15 protein-coding genes and 1 tRNA gene are annotated in these 16,239 nt (G+C 56.3%); 7 read left to right on the forward strand and 9 right to left on the reverse strand.

Annotation, left to right across the window (positions count from 1 at the left end):
- Positions 1-46 precede the first annotated feature (46 nt).
- Positions 47-661, forward strand: coding sequence for a TIGR04211 family SH3 domain-containing protein (locus FEM41_RS01815; RefSeq protein WP_138093869.1), 615 nt, complete (start codon positions 47-49; stop codon positions 659-661).
- Positions 662-768: 107 nt separating this feature from the next.
- Complete coding sequence (locus FEM41_RS01820) at positions 769-2,010, forward strand: multifunctional CCA addition/repair protein (RefSeq protein WP_138093871.1); 1,242 nt, start codon at positions 769-771, stop codon at positions 2,008-2,010.
- A 15-nt stretch (positions 2,011-2,025) separates the two neighbouring features.
- On the opposite strand, the gene bacA is transcribed toward FEM41_RS01820, so the two are convergent.
- Positions 2,026-2,844 (reverse strand): undecaprenyl-diphosphate phosphatase, encoded by an 819-nt coding sequence (gene bacA, locus FEM41_RS01825; RefSeq protein ID WP_138093873.1) that lies wholly within the window; start codon positions 2,842-2,844, stop codon positions 2,026-2,028.
- 114 nt (positions 2,845-2,958) lie between these two features.
- Positions 2,959-3,321 (reverse strand): bifunctional dihydroneopterin aldolase/7,8-dihydroneopterin epimerase, encoded by a 363-nt coding sequence (folB, locus tag FEM41_RS01830; protein ID WP_138093875.1) that lies wholly within the window; start codon positions 3,319-3,321, stop codon positions 2,959-2,961.
- Between the two features lie 222 nt (positions 3,322-3,543).
- Here folB and plsY point away from each other — a divergent pair, with 222 nt between their 5' ends.
- Complete coding sequence (gene plsY, locus FEM41_RS01835) at positions 3,544-4,176, forward strand: glycerol-3-phosphate 1-O-acyltransferase PlsY (RefSeq protein ID WP_138093877.1); 633 nt, start codon at positions 3,544-3,546, stop codon at positions 4,174-4,176.
- Between the two features lie 53 nt (positions 4,177-4,229).
- Here the strand turns inward: plsY and tsaD are convergent, their stop codons facing one another.
- Positions 4,230-5,243, reverse strand: a complete 1,014-nt coding sequence (gene tsaD / locus FEM41_RS01840; RefSeq protein ID WP_138093879.1) for a tRNA (adenosine(37)-N6)-threonylcarbamoyltransferase complex transferase subunit TsaD — start codon at positions 5,241-5,243, stop codon at positions 4,230-4,232.
- Positions 5,244-5,493: 250 nt separating this feature from the next.
- Here tsaD and rpsU point away from each other — a divergent pair, with 250 nt between their 5' ends.
- The 3 genes from rpsU (at position 5,494) to rpoD (ending at position 9,555) form a co-directional block, all read left to right on the forward strand.
- Positions 5,494-5,709 (forward strand): 30S ribosomal protein S21, encoded by a 216-nt coding sequence (gene rpsU / locus FEM41_RS01845; RefSeq protein ID WP_005295814.1) that lies wholly within the window; start codon positions 5,494-5,496, stop codon positions 5,707-5,709.
- A 115-nt stretch (positions 5,710-5,824) separates the two neighbouring features.
- Entirely contained in the window at positions 5,825-7,570 is a 1,746-nt protein-coding gene (gene dnaG / locus FEM41_RS01850) for a DNA primase (protein WP_138093881.1), read from the forward strand.
- A gap of 152 nt (positions 7,571-7,722) precedes the next feature.
- Positions 7,723-9,555 (forward strand): RNA polymerase sigma factor RpoD, encoded by a 1,833-nt coding sequence (rpoD, locus tag FEM41_RS01855; protein WP_138093883.1) that lies wholly within the window; start codon positions 7,723-7,725, stop codon positions 9,553-9,555.
- Positions 9,556-9,682: 127 nt separating this feature from the next.
- On the opposite strand, the gene mug is transcribed toward rpoD, so the two are convergent.
- Complete coding sequence (gene mug / locus FEM41_RS01860) at positions 9,683-10,189, reverse strand: G/U mismatch-specific DNA glycosylase (protein WP_138093885.1); 507 nt, start codon at positions 10,187-10,189, stop codon at positions 9,683-9,685.
- Between the two features lie 120 nt (positions 10,190-10,309).
- Between mug and FEM41_RS01865 the strand changes: the two genes are divergently transcribed.
- A tRNA-Ile gene (locus FEM41_RS01865) sits at positions 10,310-10,385 on the forward strand.
- 681 nt (positions 10,386-11,066) lie between these two features.
- Here the strand turns inward: FEM41_RS01865 and FEM41_RS01870 are convergent.
- From FEM41_RS01870 to FEM41_RS24795, 5 genes are read right to left on the reverse strand one after another with little or no spacing between them, the layout of a single operon-like run.
- The gene (locus FEM41_RS01870) at positions 11,067-12,719 is read right to left on the reverse strand and encodes a hypothetical protein (RefSeq protein WP_138093887.1); all 1,653 of its coding nucleotides are present in this window, start codon (positions 12,717-12,719) and stop codon (positions 11,067-11,069) included.
- Complete coding sequence (locus tag FEM41_RS01875; protein WP_138093889.1) at positions 12,706-13,284, reverse strand: baseplate complex protein; 579 nt, start codon at positions 13,282-13,284, stop codon at positions 12,706-12,708. Before FEM41_RS01875 ends, FEM41_RS01870 begins: the two co-directional genes overlap by 14 nt.
- Complete coding sequence (locus FEM41_RS01880) at positions 13,277-13,978, reverse strand: hypothetical protein (RefSeq protein ID WP_138093891.1); 702 nt, start codon at positions 13,976-13,978, stop codon at positions 13,277-13,279. Before FEM41_RS01880 ends, FEM41_RS01875 begins: the two co-directional genes overlap by 8 nt.
- Positions 13,968-14,489 carry a tail fiber assembly protein gene (locus FEM41_RS01885; protein ID WP_138093893.1) on the reverse strand — a complete coding sequence of 174 codons (522 nt, stop codon included), beginning with the start codon at positions 14,487-14,489 and terminating at the stop codon, positions 13,968-13,970. The genes FEM41_RS01880 and FEM41_RS01885 overlap by 11 nt, the downstream gene beginning before the upstream one ends.
- Positions 14,486-16,237 carry a phage tail-collar fiber domain-containing protein gene (locus tag FEM41_RS24795; protein WP_138099087.1) on the reverse strand — a complete coding sequence of 584 codons (1,752 nt, stop codon included), beginning with the start codon at positions 16,235-16,237 and terminating at the stop codon, positions 14,486-14,488. Before FEM41_RS24795 ends, FEM41_RS01885 begins: the two co-directional genes overlap by 4 nt.
- Positions 16,238-16,239 lie beyond the last annotated feature (2 nt).

Here is a 16,239-nt window from a genome sequence, read left to right on the forward strand (position 1 = left end):
ATGTCACCATAACTTTTTCACGTTCTATGACAATAACGACGATCTAATGCAGAAATTACGCCTGATTAGCCTGATTTTGCTCTCTTTGAGCGCAGCCACAGCGGCCCATGCGGAGGAAAAACGCTTCGTCTCTGACGAGCTGACAACCTGGATCCGCAGCGGCCCCGGAGACAACTACCGTCTGGTGGGCACTGTTAATGCCGGCGATGAGGTTGCGCTGCTTCAGACCAACGGCAAATATGCTCAGATCCGCGAAGCTGACGGGCGTACCGCCTGGATCCCGGTGGACCAGCTCAAGAGCGAACCCAGTCTGCGTACCCGGGTTCCGGACCTGGAAAACCAGGTGAAGACGCTGACCGACAAGCTTAACAATATCGACACGACCTGGAACCAGCGTACCGCCGATATGCAGCAAAAAGTCGCGAAAAGCGACGGCATTATCAACGGCCTGAAAGATGAGAATCAGCAGTTGAAAAATCAGCTGGTTGTCGCCCAGAAGAAGGTCAATGCCGCAAATATTCAGCTGGATGATAAGCAGCGCACCATCATTATGCAGTGGTTTATGTACGGCGGCGGCGTCGCCGGCGTCGGTCTGCTGTTGGGTCTGCTGCTCCCGCATATGATCCCCAGCCGTAAACGCAAAGACCGCTGGATGAACTAATCCTTACCAAACGGGCGCCCTACGGCGCCCGTTGCTCAGCTTTCCTTAGCCTTCTCCTCTACACTTACGTATCATCGGCTGAACAACAGCGGTAAGGAGAATGGCAGGTGAAGATTTATCTGGTCGGTGGCGCGGTACGTGATGGGTTGTTAGGTCTGCCGGTCAAAGACAGAGACTGGGTGGTGACCGGCGCTACGCCGCAGCAGATGCTGGACGCCAGCTACCAGCAGGTCGGTCGCGATTTTCCCGTCTTTCTTCATCCGGATACCCACGAGGAGTATGCCCTGGCGCGTACCGAGCGCAAAGCCGGGCATGGCTATACCGGTTTTATCTGCCACGCCGCGCCAGATGTCACCCTGGAGCAGGATCTTAAGCGCCGCGATCTGACCATTAACGCTATCGCCATGGATCAGTACGGAGAGATTATCGATCCCTGGGGGGGGCGTGAGGATATCGAACGCCGCGTGCTGCGCCATGTCTCCCCCGCTTTTAATGAAGATCCGCTACGGGTGCTGCGGGTCGCGCGCTTCGCTGCCCGATATGCCCATCTGAATTTCCGCATTGCCGACGAAACCCTGGCGCTGATGCGCTCAATGACCGATAACGGCGAACTGGCGCATCTGACGCCGGAACGAGTGTGGAAAGAGACCGAAGGCGCCCTGACCAGCCGTAATCCTCAGGTCTATTTCCAGGTGCTGCGTGACTGCGGCGCGCTGGCGGTGCTGTTTCCAGAAGTGGATGCCCTGTTTGGCGTACCGGCGCCGGAAAAGTGGCACCCGGAGATCGATACCGGCGTTCATACCCTCATGACTCTGTCCATCGCCGCCCAGCTCAGTCCAGAAGTGGATGTACGCTTCGCCGCCCTGACCCACGATTTAGGTAAAGGGTTAACCCCAAAGCACCTATGGCCGCGCCACCACGGACACGGTCCGGCGGGCGTTAAGCTGGTCGAACAACTGTGCCTGCGTCTGCGGGTACCGAATGAGATTCGCGACCTGGCAAAGCTGGTGGCCCGCTATCACGATCTGATCCACACGCTGCCGATACTGCGACCCGAAACTCTGGTGAAGCTGTTTGACGATATCGATGCCTGGCGTAAACCCCAGCGCGTGGAGCAGGTCGCTCTGACCAGCGAAGCAGACGCTCGCGGGCGTACCGGATTTGAGTCGAGCGACTATCCGCAAGGACGGCTGCTGCGTGACGCCTGGCAGGTCGCTCAGGCGGTACCGACCAAAGCGGTAGTCGAGGCGGGCTTTAAAGGGGCGGAGATTCGCGATGAACTAACGCGCCGCCGCATTCAGGCGGTCGCGCAGTGGAAGGCGCAGACCTGCCCTCAGCCCGCAGGCTGAGGGCAAAGCACGGTCTTACATAAAGACTGCCCAGACCGCCGCCGCAACGATAAAGCGGTAGATGGCGAACGGGATAAACGAAATGCGCTTAATCAGCTGCAGGAAGGTCTTAATGGCGATCAGCGCCACGATAAAGGCGGTAACGAATCCCACCGCAAACATCGGCAGATCGCCCATGCTCAGGAATCCCCAGCTCTTGTAGAGATCCAGCACCGTCGCCCCCATCATCATCGGCACAGCCAGGATGAAGGAGAACTCAGAGGCGGCGTAGCGGCTCACGCCCATCAGCATACCGCCGGAGATAGTGGCGCCGGAGCGCGAAAAGCCGGGCCATAGCGCCAGGCACTGGAAGCAGCCGATGATAAAGGCCTGGCGATACGTCATATCGTCGATACCCACGGCGCGCGGCTGCTTTGGCTTCAGGCATTCGGCGGCAATCAACAACAGCCCCCCCACCACCAGGGCATACATCACATTCACCGGATTAAACAACGACTTGATGGTATCGTGGAAGACCAGCCCCAGCACCACGGCCGGGATCATCCCCAGCAGAATATGGATAAGCGTCAGCCGCCCGCTGCCTTCGCCTTCGTGGGGCGGCTTACCGAAGTGAATGCCGATAAGTCCGAACAGGCGGCGCCAGAACATCACCACCACGGCCAGGATCGATCCCAGTTGAATAACCACCTCGAAGGTTTCCGCCTTGTCGCCCTCAAAACCCAGCAGGTGGCCCACAATAATCATATGCCCGGTGCTGGAGACCGGCAGAAACTCAGTCAGCCCCTCCACCACCCCCAGAATGGCGGCAATCACCAGCGAATGAACATCGCCCATCAGCATTAACCCTCTAAATGATAAACAATAAAATAGCCGCAACCCGCAGCTCAAAAAAGGTGCACGCAGTATGACCTGTCATACCGCGTTTGGTTTACCCGAATAACCCTAAAATTAGCCTTTCAGATTTGTGCCACGCTCGATAACCACCCCGACGCTGGCGGCTCTGGCCACGGCGCCGGGCTTGCTGACTTTAATGCGCACCCAGGGCGAGTTAAAGCGGCTCAGCAGTAATTGAGCCACCTCTTCCGCCACCCGTTCGACCAGCGCAAAACGCCCCCCTTCAACGTGGGCGACTATCGCATCGCTGACGTCTGCATAGCTCAGGCAGTCATTCACATCATCACTTGCCGCCGCCTTTCGGTTATCCCAGCCCATTTCGATATCGAAAATCAGCTTCTGCTCAATGGTCTGTTCCCAGTCGTAAACGCCAATGGTGGTAATTACCGAAAGTTGCTCTATAAATACAATATCCATCACGACCTGCCCGTTACGTTGTTCGCACCATAAATAATTTATGTTACAGAGAAGCGACAAGCGCCACCCCTTTTATCCCGCTCCGCGGCTGGTTTCAGGCCGGTCCGGTGCTATCAGAAGCCCGGCGCAGGGAGCATCATCGGGGATACCACTTGCAGCGAAATATGCGTATTATCCACAGATGCAGAAAATAAAACGACATTTTCACAACGGAACAGCGTTATGAGTGCAATCGCGCTTGGGATGATCATCCTCGCGTATCTTTGCGGCTCAATTTCCAGCGCCATTCTGGTCTGCCGACTTGCCGGCCTGCCGGATCCCCGCCAGAGCGGCTCCCATAATCCGGGAGCCACTAATGTGCTACGCACCGGCGGCAAGGGCGCTGCCGCAGTGGTACTGGTTTTCGATATTCTGAAAGGTATGCTGCCGGTGTGGGCCGCCTGGGGACTGGGCGTTCCCCCTTTCTGGTTGGGCATTGTGGCGATTGCCGCCTGTCTGGGCCATATCTGGCCGGTCTTCTTCGGTTTTCGCGGCGGTAAAGGCGTTGCTACCGCCCTTGGCGCCATCGCCCCCATCGGCTGGGATCTGACCGGCGTCATGACCGGTACCTGGCTGCTGACGGTGCTGCTGAGCGGCTACTCTTCGCTGGGCGCTATCGTCAGCGCGCTGATCGCTCCCTTCTATGTCTGGTGGTTCAAACCGCAGTTCACCTTCCCGGTGGCGATGCTTTCCTGCCTGATCCTGATGCGTCATCACGACAATATTCAGCGCCTGTGGCGGGGGCAGGAGACAAAGATCTGGAAGAAGCTGAAGAAAGGGAAGAAAGAAAAGGACGAGGAACAGCAGCCGAAGTAACCGTCTGTTCCTCACCCCGTCCCTCTCCCTGAGGGAGAAGGAGAGGCATGAAGTCAGGCGGCGGGTAATTCCGCCAGCGGCCAGCGCGGCCGTACGCTCACGCTCAGATCCGCCACGCAATCCGCCTTTAGACGCACCATGCCAGCATAGGCGATCATCGCCCCGTTATCGGTACAGAATTCAGGGCGCGCGTAGAAGACTTCGCCATTGCGTTTGGTCATCATCTCCGCCAGCTTTGCCCGCAGGGTACGGTTGGCGCTCACGCCGCCCGCCATCACCAGGCGCTTAAAACCGGTCTGATCCAGCGCCCGACGGCATTTAATCATCAGGGTATCCACCACCGCATCCTCGAAGGCGCGAGCGATATCGGCGCGAGCCTGCTCGTCACCGGCGTGGTCACGAATGGTATTGGCCGCAAAGGTCTTTAAACCCGAGAAGCTAAAATCCAGCCCCGGGCGATCGGTCATTGGCCGCGGGAAGGTAAAACGTCCCGGGGTGCCCTGAAGCGCCAGCTTAGAGAGCATCGGCCCGCCGGGGTAGTCGAGCCCCAGCAACTTGGCGGTCTTATCGAAGGCTTCACCTGCCGCATCGTCAATAGATTCGCCCAGCAGCTGATACTGACCGATGCCGGTCACGCTAATCAGCTGGGTATGACCGCCGGAAACCAGCAGCGCCACAAAGGGGAACTCCGGCGGCGTCTCTTCCAGCATCGGCGCCAGCAGATGCCCTTCCATATGGTGAACCGCAATAGCCGGAACCTGCCATGCGAAGGCCAGCGAACGGCCAACGGTAGCGCCAACCAGCAGCGCCCCAACCAGTCCGGGCCCGGCGGTATAGGCCACGGCGTCGATATCTTTTGCCGTTAACCCCGCCTCGCTCAGCGCCGCCTGAATAAGGGGCACCGTCTTGCGCACGTGGTCGCGGGAGGCCAGCTCCGGCACCACGCCGCCGTAGTCGGCGTGCAATTTCACCTGACTATACAGCTGGTTGGCTAACAGCCCCTGGCTGTCGTCGTAAATGGCGATGCCGGTCTCATCGCAGGATGTCTCTATACCCAGTACACGCATGGTCTTTACTTTTACCTCTGTTGATAGCGCGCAGTGTATGCCCCAGGGCGCCCGAAGTAAAACTTTGCTCAACTTCTGTCCGCCCATGGTGTATACTCTTGCCCCTTGCGAGTAATGCCTGTAAAAGGCAGCATTCTGCCGTTGGCGGTGCTTTACAAAGCAGCAGCGGTTGCAGTAAAATTCCGCACCATTTTGAAACAAGCTGGCGAGCTGCCAGCGGCAAACCGAATTAATCAAAGGTGAGAGGCACATGCCGGTAATTAAAGTACGTGAAAACGAGCCGTTCGACGTAGCACTGCGTCGCTTCAAACGTTCCTGCGAAAAAGCGGGCATCCTGGCGGAAGTTCGTCGTCGTGAGTTCTACGAGAAACCGACCACCGAACGTAAGCGCGCTAAAGCTTCTGCAGTGAAACGTCACGCGAAGAAACTGGCTCGCGAAAACGCACGCCGCACTCGTCTGTACTAATTAGTCTTTGAGGGTGCGCTACCCTCATAATCAGACAGAGTTATTGTTGTAAGGCCGTGCTTCCGAAAGGAATGCGCGGCTTATTCTCGTTTATGAGCTGACAAACCGGGGGCCTATGGCTGGACGAATCCCACGCGTCTTTATCAATGACTTGCTGGCTCGTACCGACATCGTCGACCTCATCGACGCGCGGGTAAAGCTGAAGAAGCAGGGCAAGAACTATCACGCGTGCTGTCCATTCCATAACGAGAAAACCCCGTCATTCACCGTAAACGGCGATAAACAGTTTTACCACTGCTTCGGCTGCGGGGCGCACGGTAACGCCATCGACTTCCTGATGAACTACGACAAACTGGAGTTCGTCGAATCTGTGGAAGAGCTGGCCTCCATGCACAACCTGGAGATCCCCTATGAAGCGGGGAACGGGCCGAGTCAGATTGAACGCCATCAGCGCCAGAGCCTGTACCAGTTGCTCGATGGCCTGAACGGCTTCTACCAGCAGGCGCTAACGCAGCCTGGCGCTGATAAAGCGCGAGTCTATCTGCAGCGCCGCGGCTTGAGTCAGCAGGTTATCGATCGCTTTGCTATCGGCTATGCGCCGGAAGGCTGGGATAACGTGCTGAAACGCTTTGGAAAAGACAGCGAAAATCGCAAGTCTTTGACCGACGCCGGTATGCTGGTAACGAACGATCGCGGTCGCAGCTATGACCGCTTCCGTGAACGGGTGATGTTCCCGATTCGCGACAAACGGGGCCGGGTTATCGGCTTTGGCGGCCGCGTATTAGGCGACGGTCAGCCAAAATATCTGAACTCCCCCGAAACCGAGATCTTCCATAAGGGCCGCCAGCTGTATGGCCTTTATGAAGCCAGGCAGGATACGTCGGATCCGGCGCGCCTGCTGGTGGTGGAAGGCTATATGGACGTGGTAGCCCTGGCGCAATACGACATTAACTATGCCGTTGCTTCTCTGGGCACCTCCACGACCGCCGACCACATTCAACTGCTGTTTCGCGTGACGAACACGGTTATCTGCTGCTATGACGGCGACCGCGCCGGGCGGGACGCGGCATGGCGCGCGCTGGAAACGGCGCTACCCTATATGACGGATGGTCGTCAGCTGCGTTTTATGTTCCTTCCGGATGGCGAAGACCCCGATACTCTGGTGCGTAAAGAGGGTAAAACCGCATTCGAAGCGCGGATGGATGAGGCAATGCCCCTCTCCGCCTTCCTGTTTAACACGCTGATGCCTCAGGTGGATCTGAGTACCCCCGACGGACGCGCGCGGCTAAGTACCCTTGCGCTGCCGCTGATCGGCCAGGTACCAGGTGAAACCCTGCGTATTTATCTGCGCCAGGAGCTGGGCAATAAGCTCGGTATCCTGGACGATGCCCAGTTGGAAAAGCTGTTACCAAAACAGGCGGATCAAGGAAGCGTGCGTCCGGCGCCCCAGCTAAAACGCACAACCATGCGTATACTGATAGGGTTACTGATACAAAATCCCGATCTGGCGCCGCTGGTGCCGTCGCTTGAAGGTCTGGACCGCAGCAAAATCCCCGGCCTTGGGCTGTTCAGCGAACTGGTGGGACAGTGTCTGGCTCAGCCAGGTCTGACGACAGGGCAGCTTCTGGAGCATTATCGCGACACAAAAGAGGCCGCTACCCTTGAAAAACTCGCAACCTGGGACGATATAGCAGATAAGGACATTGCGGAAAAAACGTTCACTGACGCGCTGGATCACATGTTTGATTCGGTGCTTGAACTACGACTGACAGAATTGATCGCCCGTGCACGCACCCAGGGGTTAACCCCGGCGGAGCGGGAAGAAGTCCGCGTGATTACTGAAGCACGCGCCAGGAAGTAATTTTGAGCGGCTTAAATGCCGAAATGTCATCGGGTGAGCCCGAAAGCCGCGCAGACGGGCAGCGGCAAGAGAAACAAATCAGCCCGCATACGTTATTGTTGGCGGTTTCGCCGACCGACACCAACCCTAATATACAGTGTGGATACCGTCTTATGGAGCAAAACCCGCAGTCACAGCTGAAACTTCTTGTCACCCGTGGTAAGGAGCAAGGCTATCTGACCTATGCCGAGGTCAATGACCATCTGCCGGAAGATATCATCGACTCCGATCAGATCGAAGACATCATCCAAATGATCAACGACATGGGAATCCAGGTGATGGAAGAAGCACCGGATGCCGATGATCTGATGCTGGCTGAGAACTCCGCGGATGAAGATGCCGCCGAAGCTGCTGCTCAGGTGCTCTCCAGCGTAGAATCGGAAATCGGGCGTACCACCGACCCGGTGCGCATGTATATGCGCGAAATGGGTACCGTTGAGCTGCTCACCCGTGAAGGTGAAATCGATATCGCCAAGCGTATCGAAGACGGTATCAATCAGGTGCAGTGTTCCGTTGCCGAATACCCGGAAGCCATCACCTACCTGATGGAGCAGTACGATCGCGTAGAGGCGGGCGAAAGCCGCCTTTCCGACCTGATCACCGGTTTTGTCGATCCTAATGCTGAAGAAGATCTCGCCCCTACCGCCACTCACGTTGGATCCGAACTCTCGCAGGAAGAGATGGACGACGATGATGACGACGATGACGATGACGACAGCAGCGACGACGACAACAGCATCGACCCGGAAGTGGCCCGCGAGAAATTCGCCGCGCTGCGTACCCAGTATGAAGTGGCCCGTGGCGTCATCAAGAGTAAGGGTCGCAGCCACGCCGACGCGCAGGCAGAGATTCATAAACTCTCTGAAGTTTTCAAAGAGTTCCGCCTGGTACCGAAACAGTTCGACTATCTGGTCAACAGCATGCGCGTCATGATGGACCGCGTCCGTACTCAGGAACGCATCATCATGAAGCTGTGCGTTGAACAGTGCAAAATGCCGAAGAAAAACTTCATCACGCTGTTTACCGGCAACGAAACCAGCGATACCTGGTTCAATGCCGCCATCGCGATGAATAAGCCGTGGTCCGAAAAGCTGCACAACGTGGCGGACGACGTGCATCGCGGCCTGCAGAAACTGCAGCAGATTGAAGAAGAGACCGGCCTGACTATCGAGCAGGTGAAGGACATCAACCGCCGTATGTCCATTGGCGAAGCCAAAGCGCGCCGCGCCAAGAAAGAGATGGTGGAAGCGAACCTGCGTCTGGTTATCTCCATCGCCAAGAAGTACACCAACCGCGGTTTGCAGTTCCTGGATCTGATTCAGGAAGGCAACATCGGCCTGATGAAGGCGGTGGACAAGTTCGAATACCGCCGTGGCTACAAGTTTTCAACTTACGCCACCTGGTGGATTCGCCAGGCCATCACCCGCTCTATCGCGGACCAGGCGCGTACCATCCGTATTCCGGTGCATATGATTGAGACCATCAACAAACTCAACCGTATTTCGCGCCAGATGCTGCAGGAGATGGGCCGTGAGCCAACGCCGGAAGAGCTGGCCGAGCGGATGCTGATGCCGGAAGATAAGATCCGTAAGGTACTGAAGATCGCCAAAGAGCCGATCTCCATGGAAACGCCGATCGGTGACGATGAAGATTCGCATCTGGGCGACTTTATCGAGGATACCACCCTCGAACTGCCGCTGGATTCCGCCACCACCGAAAGCCTGCGCGCCGCCACTCACGACGTGCTGGCCGGCCTGACCGCCCGTGAAGCTAAAGTGCTGCGTATGCGTTTCGGTATCGATATGAATACCGACCACACCCTGGAAGAGGTCGGTAAACAGTTCGACGTCACCCGTGAACGTATTCGTCAGATCGAAGCCAAGGCCCTGCGTAAGCTGCGTCACCCGAGCCGTTCGGAAGTGCTGCGTAGCTTCCTGGACGACTAACTGGCAGTGCATAAAATGCTAAAGGCTCCCTTCGGGGAGCTTTTTTTTTACCCTCTCCCTGTGGGAGAGGGCCAGGGTGAGGGCATCAAACCGCAGGTGCTCAACAGAATCCGCCCCCAGAAGACACTTAAAGCCCCCTGCCCCTGAGCGCCTCATCTAACTCACGATACGCCGCCGCCAGCTCATCCAGCGACGCGCGGTTCAGCCCGCTGGGATTAGGCAGAACCCAGACTTCGGTTTCCCCCACGCCCTGAGGCTGTCTGCCCCACTGCACATTGCGCACGCCAAACGCCTGGGCATATGCCTGCTTACCCAGCACCGCCAGCGCACCGGGCTGATAGCGGGATATCTTCTCCACCACCGCCTGCCCCCCGGCACGTAGCTCGTCGCGTTTCACTTCGCTGGCCTGCACCGTAGGCCGCGCCACCAGCATAGTGATCCCACAGCCGGTATCCAGCAGATGCTGCTCTTCCGCCGGCTTCAACTGGCGTTCGGTAAAACCCGCCAGATAAATCACCTGCCAGAAACGGTTGCCGGGATGGGCAAAATGAAACCCGGTGTGGGCCGATGATTTACCCGGATTAATGCCGCAAAACACCACCCGCAGCCCCGGCGCCAGAATATCCTCGATCATGGCACTCCCTTACGTAAAAAAGTCCATTATAAAGCCTTTGCAATCCGCTGGTTACAAAATCGGCATATCACTGCGTAACGCTGGATTGCCGCAAAGAGTTACTTTATAATCCACCGTCATGGCCCCTTAGCTCAGTGGTTAGAGCAGGCGACTCATAATCGCTTGGTCGCTGGTTCAAGTCCAGCAGGGGCCACCAAATTTTAGCTTTAGAATCATATAATTAAGCCACTCGAAAGAGTGGCTTTTTTGTTGGCCTCGCATCCAGTGTCGCAAAAGTGTCGCACGCATTTTATTTTGCCCTTCTTTCCACCACGTCTCTTGACGTGCAAATTGCCTGAGAAGTCACTATTTCACCTTCCGATAATTTCACTTTTACATCCGGCACTAATCTCGTTCAGACCTGCGCCGTCTCTGTGGTTTTGCCTTTTGTGCTCTCTGTGCGAAATCTCCGCCTCAGATCCAAATCTTCCACGTAAAACACAAAAAACCTTTAATTTTCTGTTTGTTATGCTTTTAAACAGATCCACCGTAGATCCTTTTTACTGTAAAAAACTGCAATCCGTTTCAATCATTTCAGTTTGGGTTTTCCGGCAAAGCCCCGGCAGCGGCGCGGGCTGGCGGGATGTTTTGTAATAATCGAAAACTGAAATAACTTTTCAATACGAAAACCGCAGGCGGGTGCGGTGTAGTGCCGTTTTCTTCACTTCCCCGGTTATTTCGTGGCACCGTCGCCACGCAGGCGCGCCCCTGCCGCTACGATCTTTTTTCACCGTGTCCGGCACTGTCCTGAATTGCGCGCCGCTCTGCGGGCGTCCTGTCGCGTTTTACGGGCATAAAAAAACCCGCACAGGGCGGGTAATGATGGGATGTCAGCCAGTCAGCCGATCACAGGGTCATATTTATTTTTCAGGGTGACGGCACTGGTGCCGGTGGCGGTGATAGCTGCTGCGTTGGTCGGTGCGCCGGTATTACTGTGCGTATGGCTCGCGGTCTGCGCCGCCAGCGCCTGGACAACGTCAAGCGTATCAAGCATTAGCTGCATAACGTTGATTGTGGAACTACCCACCCACACAACCGGGGCGATCATCTCCTGCCGTGCACCTGCGATACTCTGCCGTAGCTGGGCGATTTTCTCCGACAGATTACCGCCCACGGCCAGCGTGGAATCTTTGGCCACGTTAGCCACCAGACTGCCGCCGGTGGCCACGCTGTAATCTCCGGTGGCCACATGCTGTACGGCACCGGCCATCAGACTGGTTGTGCCCAGTACCGTGGTTTTATCCGTGGCCTGAATAGTGGTTTCTCTGGCCACCAGACTGCGGCGTTCATCATCCGCGCTGACTTCCCGGCTCATTGACGTTTCGCGGATAGCCTGGTCGGTCTGGCGCTCCCAGTCTCCGGCCACGGTCACGCGCTGTGAAACGCCTTCGCGCTGCTGTTGTAGCTGTTCCCCGGGTTTCACATCCGGCAGGCTGTTACCCTGCGCCAGCGTCTGACGAATAAACGGCTTATCCGGGCGCCCGCCGGTAAACGCCAGTTCCACCAGGGTACCGGCAGGAGGAAACTGGAACATCCCAGAATCATTCCCGGCCATTGGTACCGGCAGCGGCACGGCAGGATACTCCGGCGTATTAGCTTCCGGGTTGCCGTCCACGTCCAGCAACTGGACGTGTACCGCATAGCGCGGACGAAACGGATCGGCAATATTTCCGCTGGCCACATCTTCCACCGGCCCGATAACCCGTGCCAGTTTCGGCAGGTGTTGGCCGGATGCCAGTTCGGGAAATGCCGCCTCAGCCTGCCGCACAAACGGGCTTTTCGTCACGGCCTTGCCATTGCTGCCGCGAACTGCCCAGGTCAGCGTCATATCATCGTTATTCAGCCGGATCGATGTAATGCGCTGACCGTTCACCTCTGCACCGGGACGCAGGGCCGGAACCAGCGCCAGGGTCATGGAATCACCGGCGGCAGTAGCGCGGCTAAACTCCGCCGGAATGGTCACCGGCTTACCGGCAAACATACCGTGCGCAGCGCTACCGGCGAACACATCCCCGCCCGGGGTCTGATACCAGATATAGTCCTCAACCCCAAACGCCGCCCCCAGGCTGGCCAGCAACTGATACCCGGTGCCGCTATGCGTGAAGTGGGGGATCGCTTTGCTGGCGTAGCTGGCACCATCAGGCACGATAAAGGTTAATCCGCTCTGCTCTGCCAGCCAGTCCAGCACAGTGCGTAATGTCGGGTGTTGAAAGCTGCACGCCCAGGGCTTATCGAAAATACCAACAAGCTCGCGAACAAAAAGCCGCTGGCTCCCGTTCTCCGCCGGTTGCGAGCGTTCAACATATCCGGTAAACCAGCGGTAAAGCTGATCCGTATAACCCGCGTCCAGGCGCACCACCTTGCCGGTGTAGTCAGTATCCGTCTGTGCCGTGATAAAACCCCGCCCGCAGGCGTTCAGCTCCAGCACCAGGTTAACGTCAGACACATGCACTTCATCGGATGACAGATAAAGTCGGTTAAGCGGCCGCATCGCTACCCCCCGTCAGTTTCCCCAGGGCTTCATCAGTGGGCTTTAATACCCGGCGTTCAAACCACGTCATTTTTTCCGCGTCTGCGTCTGTACTGGTCGTCGTTGTTGATGCTCCGGCACCGGTCTGCCCCTGGGTTTTTGCCCCCGTTCTGGCAGCGGCGCGGGCCTGTTTTTTCTCCGGTACGCTCAGATGCTCGCGTAGTGTGAACGTGACCAGCCATGCCATTTGTCCATCCTGCTGCGGTGCATCGATTGTGCCGCTAAATGTCACTTCGCGCAGATTGATGGCCTGAGCCGTCATATTGGCCACGCGGTAAACATGCAGCTTGCCCGCGTTATCCATTGCCGATCCCAGCTCAAAAATGCGCGTCAACAACTCCGGCTTGCTGAATGGAATCAGGCCAGAGATCCGCAGCTCTTTGGCTTTCACGCCCTGCTCTGCCTTATCCGTGCTGGATGTCTGCCCGCTCTGGTCTTTCTCCTGAAACTGCATCGTTGCGGTTATTTTCATATCCGCCAGCTGGATGGCCTCTCCATCCAGCGCCAGGGTGATAATCTTACTCACCGATCATAGCCTCCACTGCTTCCACATCACCGACAAACATCACCGCCGCGCTATAAACGGCTGACGGTGCCGGAATATCCCTGACCAGCTCCGCCGCTGTCGTATTGAAATCCCCACGGCGAGCGAATGCCCATACCGTGGCGCTTTTACCTTTTAACTCATTCAGCCCCTGAGCTATCGCGGTCAGCGCTGCATCGCGGGCCGTAGTAAAGCTTTTCATCAACTCCGCCAGCCCCTCCGGGCTACTGGCGGCGCTGGCCTGCTCATGGGCGGCGGCAATACGCTGCGCATTAAGCGCCTGGCGGCTGGTCATAGCCGACACCGGCGCTACTGATGGCAGCGCGGCACCTGGCCGCGCCGGGATCTGCATCCTGGTGGTGGCCAGCTCTGCGGCAGATTGCGCCAGGCGTCGCACCTGAGTAACAGAGGGCAGCGGTAAGACCCCGGCCAGTTCATCAAGGTGGGCAATAAAATCCGCGTATGTCTCTGCGGCAACCATCAGCACGACCACCCCGCCGGAATCCGACGAGCCAGACAATCGTCCAGCCAGCCATGGTATGGCGCTGCCGGGGCTTAAATAGGCGCCGCTATCCATAATCTGCCCCAGGCCATATACCCACGGATGCGCTGCTACGGTGGCGCACGTCAGTGACTGAGCGCTATCACCAAAGGCCAGGCGGGCTTTACGCCACATTGCCGGGCACCTCCGGCCACTCGATATCAGGTGCCACGCTGGTATCCACCCGATTAAGCAGGACGCGGTATTTTTTCCACGCCTTCAGCAATTCCGCCTCTTCATCAGTGGCGATATCCAAATCGATGGCATCCTGAAGCGGAGCAATTGACGCAGTAGCCACAGATAACAATCGTGCTTTTTCCGCTTCCGCATTCGCGACATTATCAACCGGTACAGGGGTTATTTTCCCCGCTGCATACTGCCACTGACCATTTACCGCAAAGCCTGCAGGAATATTATCTGCATCCACCTCAACAACAGAACAACCCAACGGCCAAAGCCCGGACGCATCTTTCTCGGCACTACAAATAACACCACGATTATCAAAGACAACTTTCAATGTTTCTTCTGAAAACCGCTGCTGAACTTCATACCAGTCTGCGCCATTATCCGACCTGAGGAACAATACACCATCAGGAAGAGCATCATCCTCTGGATAATAGAGAGAAAAATCATTAAAAATTTTCATACCTGAGATACCGTATACCATGTTCCGTTTATATTCTTCTGTAGAGGGCGTAAAACTATATAGTCGTTCGTTCCATCTACTTCGCCTTCAATCTGTAGCCCCGTAACAACATTCCCCGCCACCTCATAATTCACCGCATATTTCATCAGTTGCCTGTTTCTGGCTCCCAGGCGCATATCACGAACGTGATTTTCACTGACCCATGATTTAGTGGCTAATTCAATTACCGTATTGCTGGTAGTGTGTCGCATGTATGGTAACGTACTGTTACCGCTTCTGAATCCAGCCATGCTACATACATCCTGGGCTATAAAATTCCCTTTAGGCTGAAAAGTTTCATTAGTCCACGCCCTTGTCGCCAATTCAATAACATCCCCGCTTGAGGTATGGCGCATATAGGGTAACTCACTATTACCGCTTCTAAATCCTGCGATATGGCATCCGTCCTGGGCTATAGCACTAATATCATTAGCGGATGGCTTATATTCTGTACTATAGAATCTTGTACTGCTCCACACCCCCATTCCGCTCTGAATGTGCAGCGCTAACCCGCAATCACTACCAATTTCCAACAGCGAGCCATATTTGCCATCCGTTCCGTGCTGAGTCCAGATAGCATTTAGCCAACCAGACGTTAATCGGTCATCCTTCGAACCTGCTCCGTAATGTCCGCCAGGCTTTCCCGGAAAAAAGTCATACAGGCCGGAAGAACTAACTTCTATGCGATTACCACCAAGCCCAAAAGCACCAACACGCATTAATCTATTTATGGTAGTGTCAGTAACTGATATTTGTGCATCAACAGTAGCAGCACTACCCAATCCCATATTTCGGCGGGCATCTGAGACACTGAATAAATCAGAAAGATTCTTATCCCTGCGGACAAAGTCACTATTCCCCTGCTGTTCTGCCAGACTGCCTTTCGGGCGCAAATCAGTGATATTGCCGTCTGCGTCAATCTCCGCCAGGGCAAACACATAATGCTGAATACCGTCTTTTACATAGTCCACCTGAGCCGGGGAAACAGCAATCTTATGAGCGACATCCCAGACGCTGGTCAGCGTGCCCTGCCAGCTCACATCAAGCCAGACCTTAACCGGCTTCGTGGTGACGGTGATATCCTGATTCTGTGCCAGCTCCGCACGCAGCCCCGCCACATATCCCGTACCGCCAGTAACATGGTACTGAGCGCCGTCTCTGGCAACCAGCCAGCCATCGCCAAAAAAGGCGGCGGCTCCGTATATATCCACGTTTTCCAGGCGCTGGCGTTCATCCATTCCGGCCATGCGCGCCGCGAAATCAATCTGCCAGGTTTCCGCCGGGGTGTTGATCTGGGTTTCTTCCGCTGCACCGCTGTACTCCATCAAAAAGGAGCGGGTTAACACGTTCCCCTGCTGTCCTTCAACAGTGGCAATCTTCTTCTGGGTCGGGGCATGTACAATCATAGCCAGGGTGCCGCTGGCCTTATTCATCAGGCCAATCCAGTTAAATTCGAAATCACCCACTTTGGCACCCAGCACAACCGAATAGACCACGGCATTATCATTCACCCGGCCTGTGCGAGTAACCGCCTCGCGATGCACAATCAGGCTGGTATCCGGTACGCCTTCGTCCCGGTCAATCGGATCGGTAATATTGAGATCCGGCACATTGGCAAAAACAAATTCATCCAGCGTAACGGGGCTGTTATCGGCTCCCTGCTGCGCTTTCAGCGCTTCAAACGCTTTCGTAATAACAGTCTGTGACATCC

The organism is Jejubacter calystegiae, from assembly GCF_005671395.1.
In the GTDB taxonomy this organism is placed as follows: domain Bacteria; phylum Pseudomonadota; class Gammaproteobacteria; order Enterobacterales; family Enterobacteriaceae; genus Jejubacter; species Jejubacter calystegiae.

What these genes read in the sequence shown, in the direction of transcription:
- rpsU (WP_005295814.1), top strand. Translation starts at nt 5,494, where the DNA reads ATGCCGGTAATTAAAGTACGTGAAAACGAGCCGTTCGACGTAGCACTG.
- FEM41_RS01815 (WP_138093869.1), top strand. Translation starts at nt 47, where the DNA reads ATGCAGAAATTACGCCTGATTAGCCTGATTTTGCTCTCTTTGAGCGCA.
- mug (WP_138093885.1), bottom strand. Translation starts at nt 10,189, where the DNA reads ATGATCGAGGATATTCTGGCGCCGGGGCTGCGGGTGGTGTTTTGCGGC.
- rpoD (WP_138093883.1), top strand. Translation starts at nt 7,723, where the DNA reads ATGGAGCAAAACCCGCAGTCACAGCTGAAACTTCTTGTCACCCGTGGT.
- plsY (WP_138093877.1), top strand. Translation starts at nt 3,544, where the DNA reads ATGAGTGCAATCGCGCTTGGGATGATCATCCTCGCGTATCTTTGCGGC.
- tsaD (WP_138093879.1), bottom strand. Translation starts at nt 5,243, where the DNA reads ATGCGTGTACTGGGTATAGAGACATCCTGCGATGAGACCGGCATCGCC.
- folB (WP_138093875.1), bottom strand. Translation starts at nt 3,321, where the DNA reads ATGGATATTGTATTTATAGAGCAACTTTCGGTAATTACCACCATTGGC.
- FEM41_RS01870 (WP_138093887.1), bottom strand. Translation starts at nt 12,719, where the DNA reads ATGCGGCCGCTTAACCGACTTTATCTGTCATCCGATGAAGTGCATGTG.
- dnaG (WP_138093881.1), top strand. Translation starts at nt 5,825, where the DNA reads ATGGCTGGACGAATCCCACGCGTCTTTATCAATGACTTGCTGGCTCGT.
- bacA (WP_138093873.1), bottom strand. Translation starts at nt 2,844, where the DNA reads ATGGGCGATGTTCATTCGCTGGTGATTGCCGCCATTCTGGGGGTGGTG.
- FEM41_RS01880 (WP_138093891.1), bottom strand. Translation starts at nt 13,978, where the DNA reads ATGTGGCGTAAAGCCCGCCTGGCCTTTGGTGATAGCGCTCAGTCACTG.
- FEM41_RS01885 (WP_138093893.1), bottom strand. Translation starts at nt 14,489, where the DNA reads ATGAAAATTTTTAATGATTTTTCTCTCTATTATCCAGAGGATGATGCT.
- FEM41_RS24795 (WP_138099087.1), bottom strand. Translation starts at nt 16,237, where the DNA reads ATGTCACAGACTGTTATTACGAAAGCGTTTGAAGCGCTGAAAGCGCAG.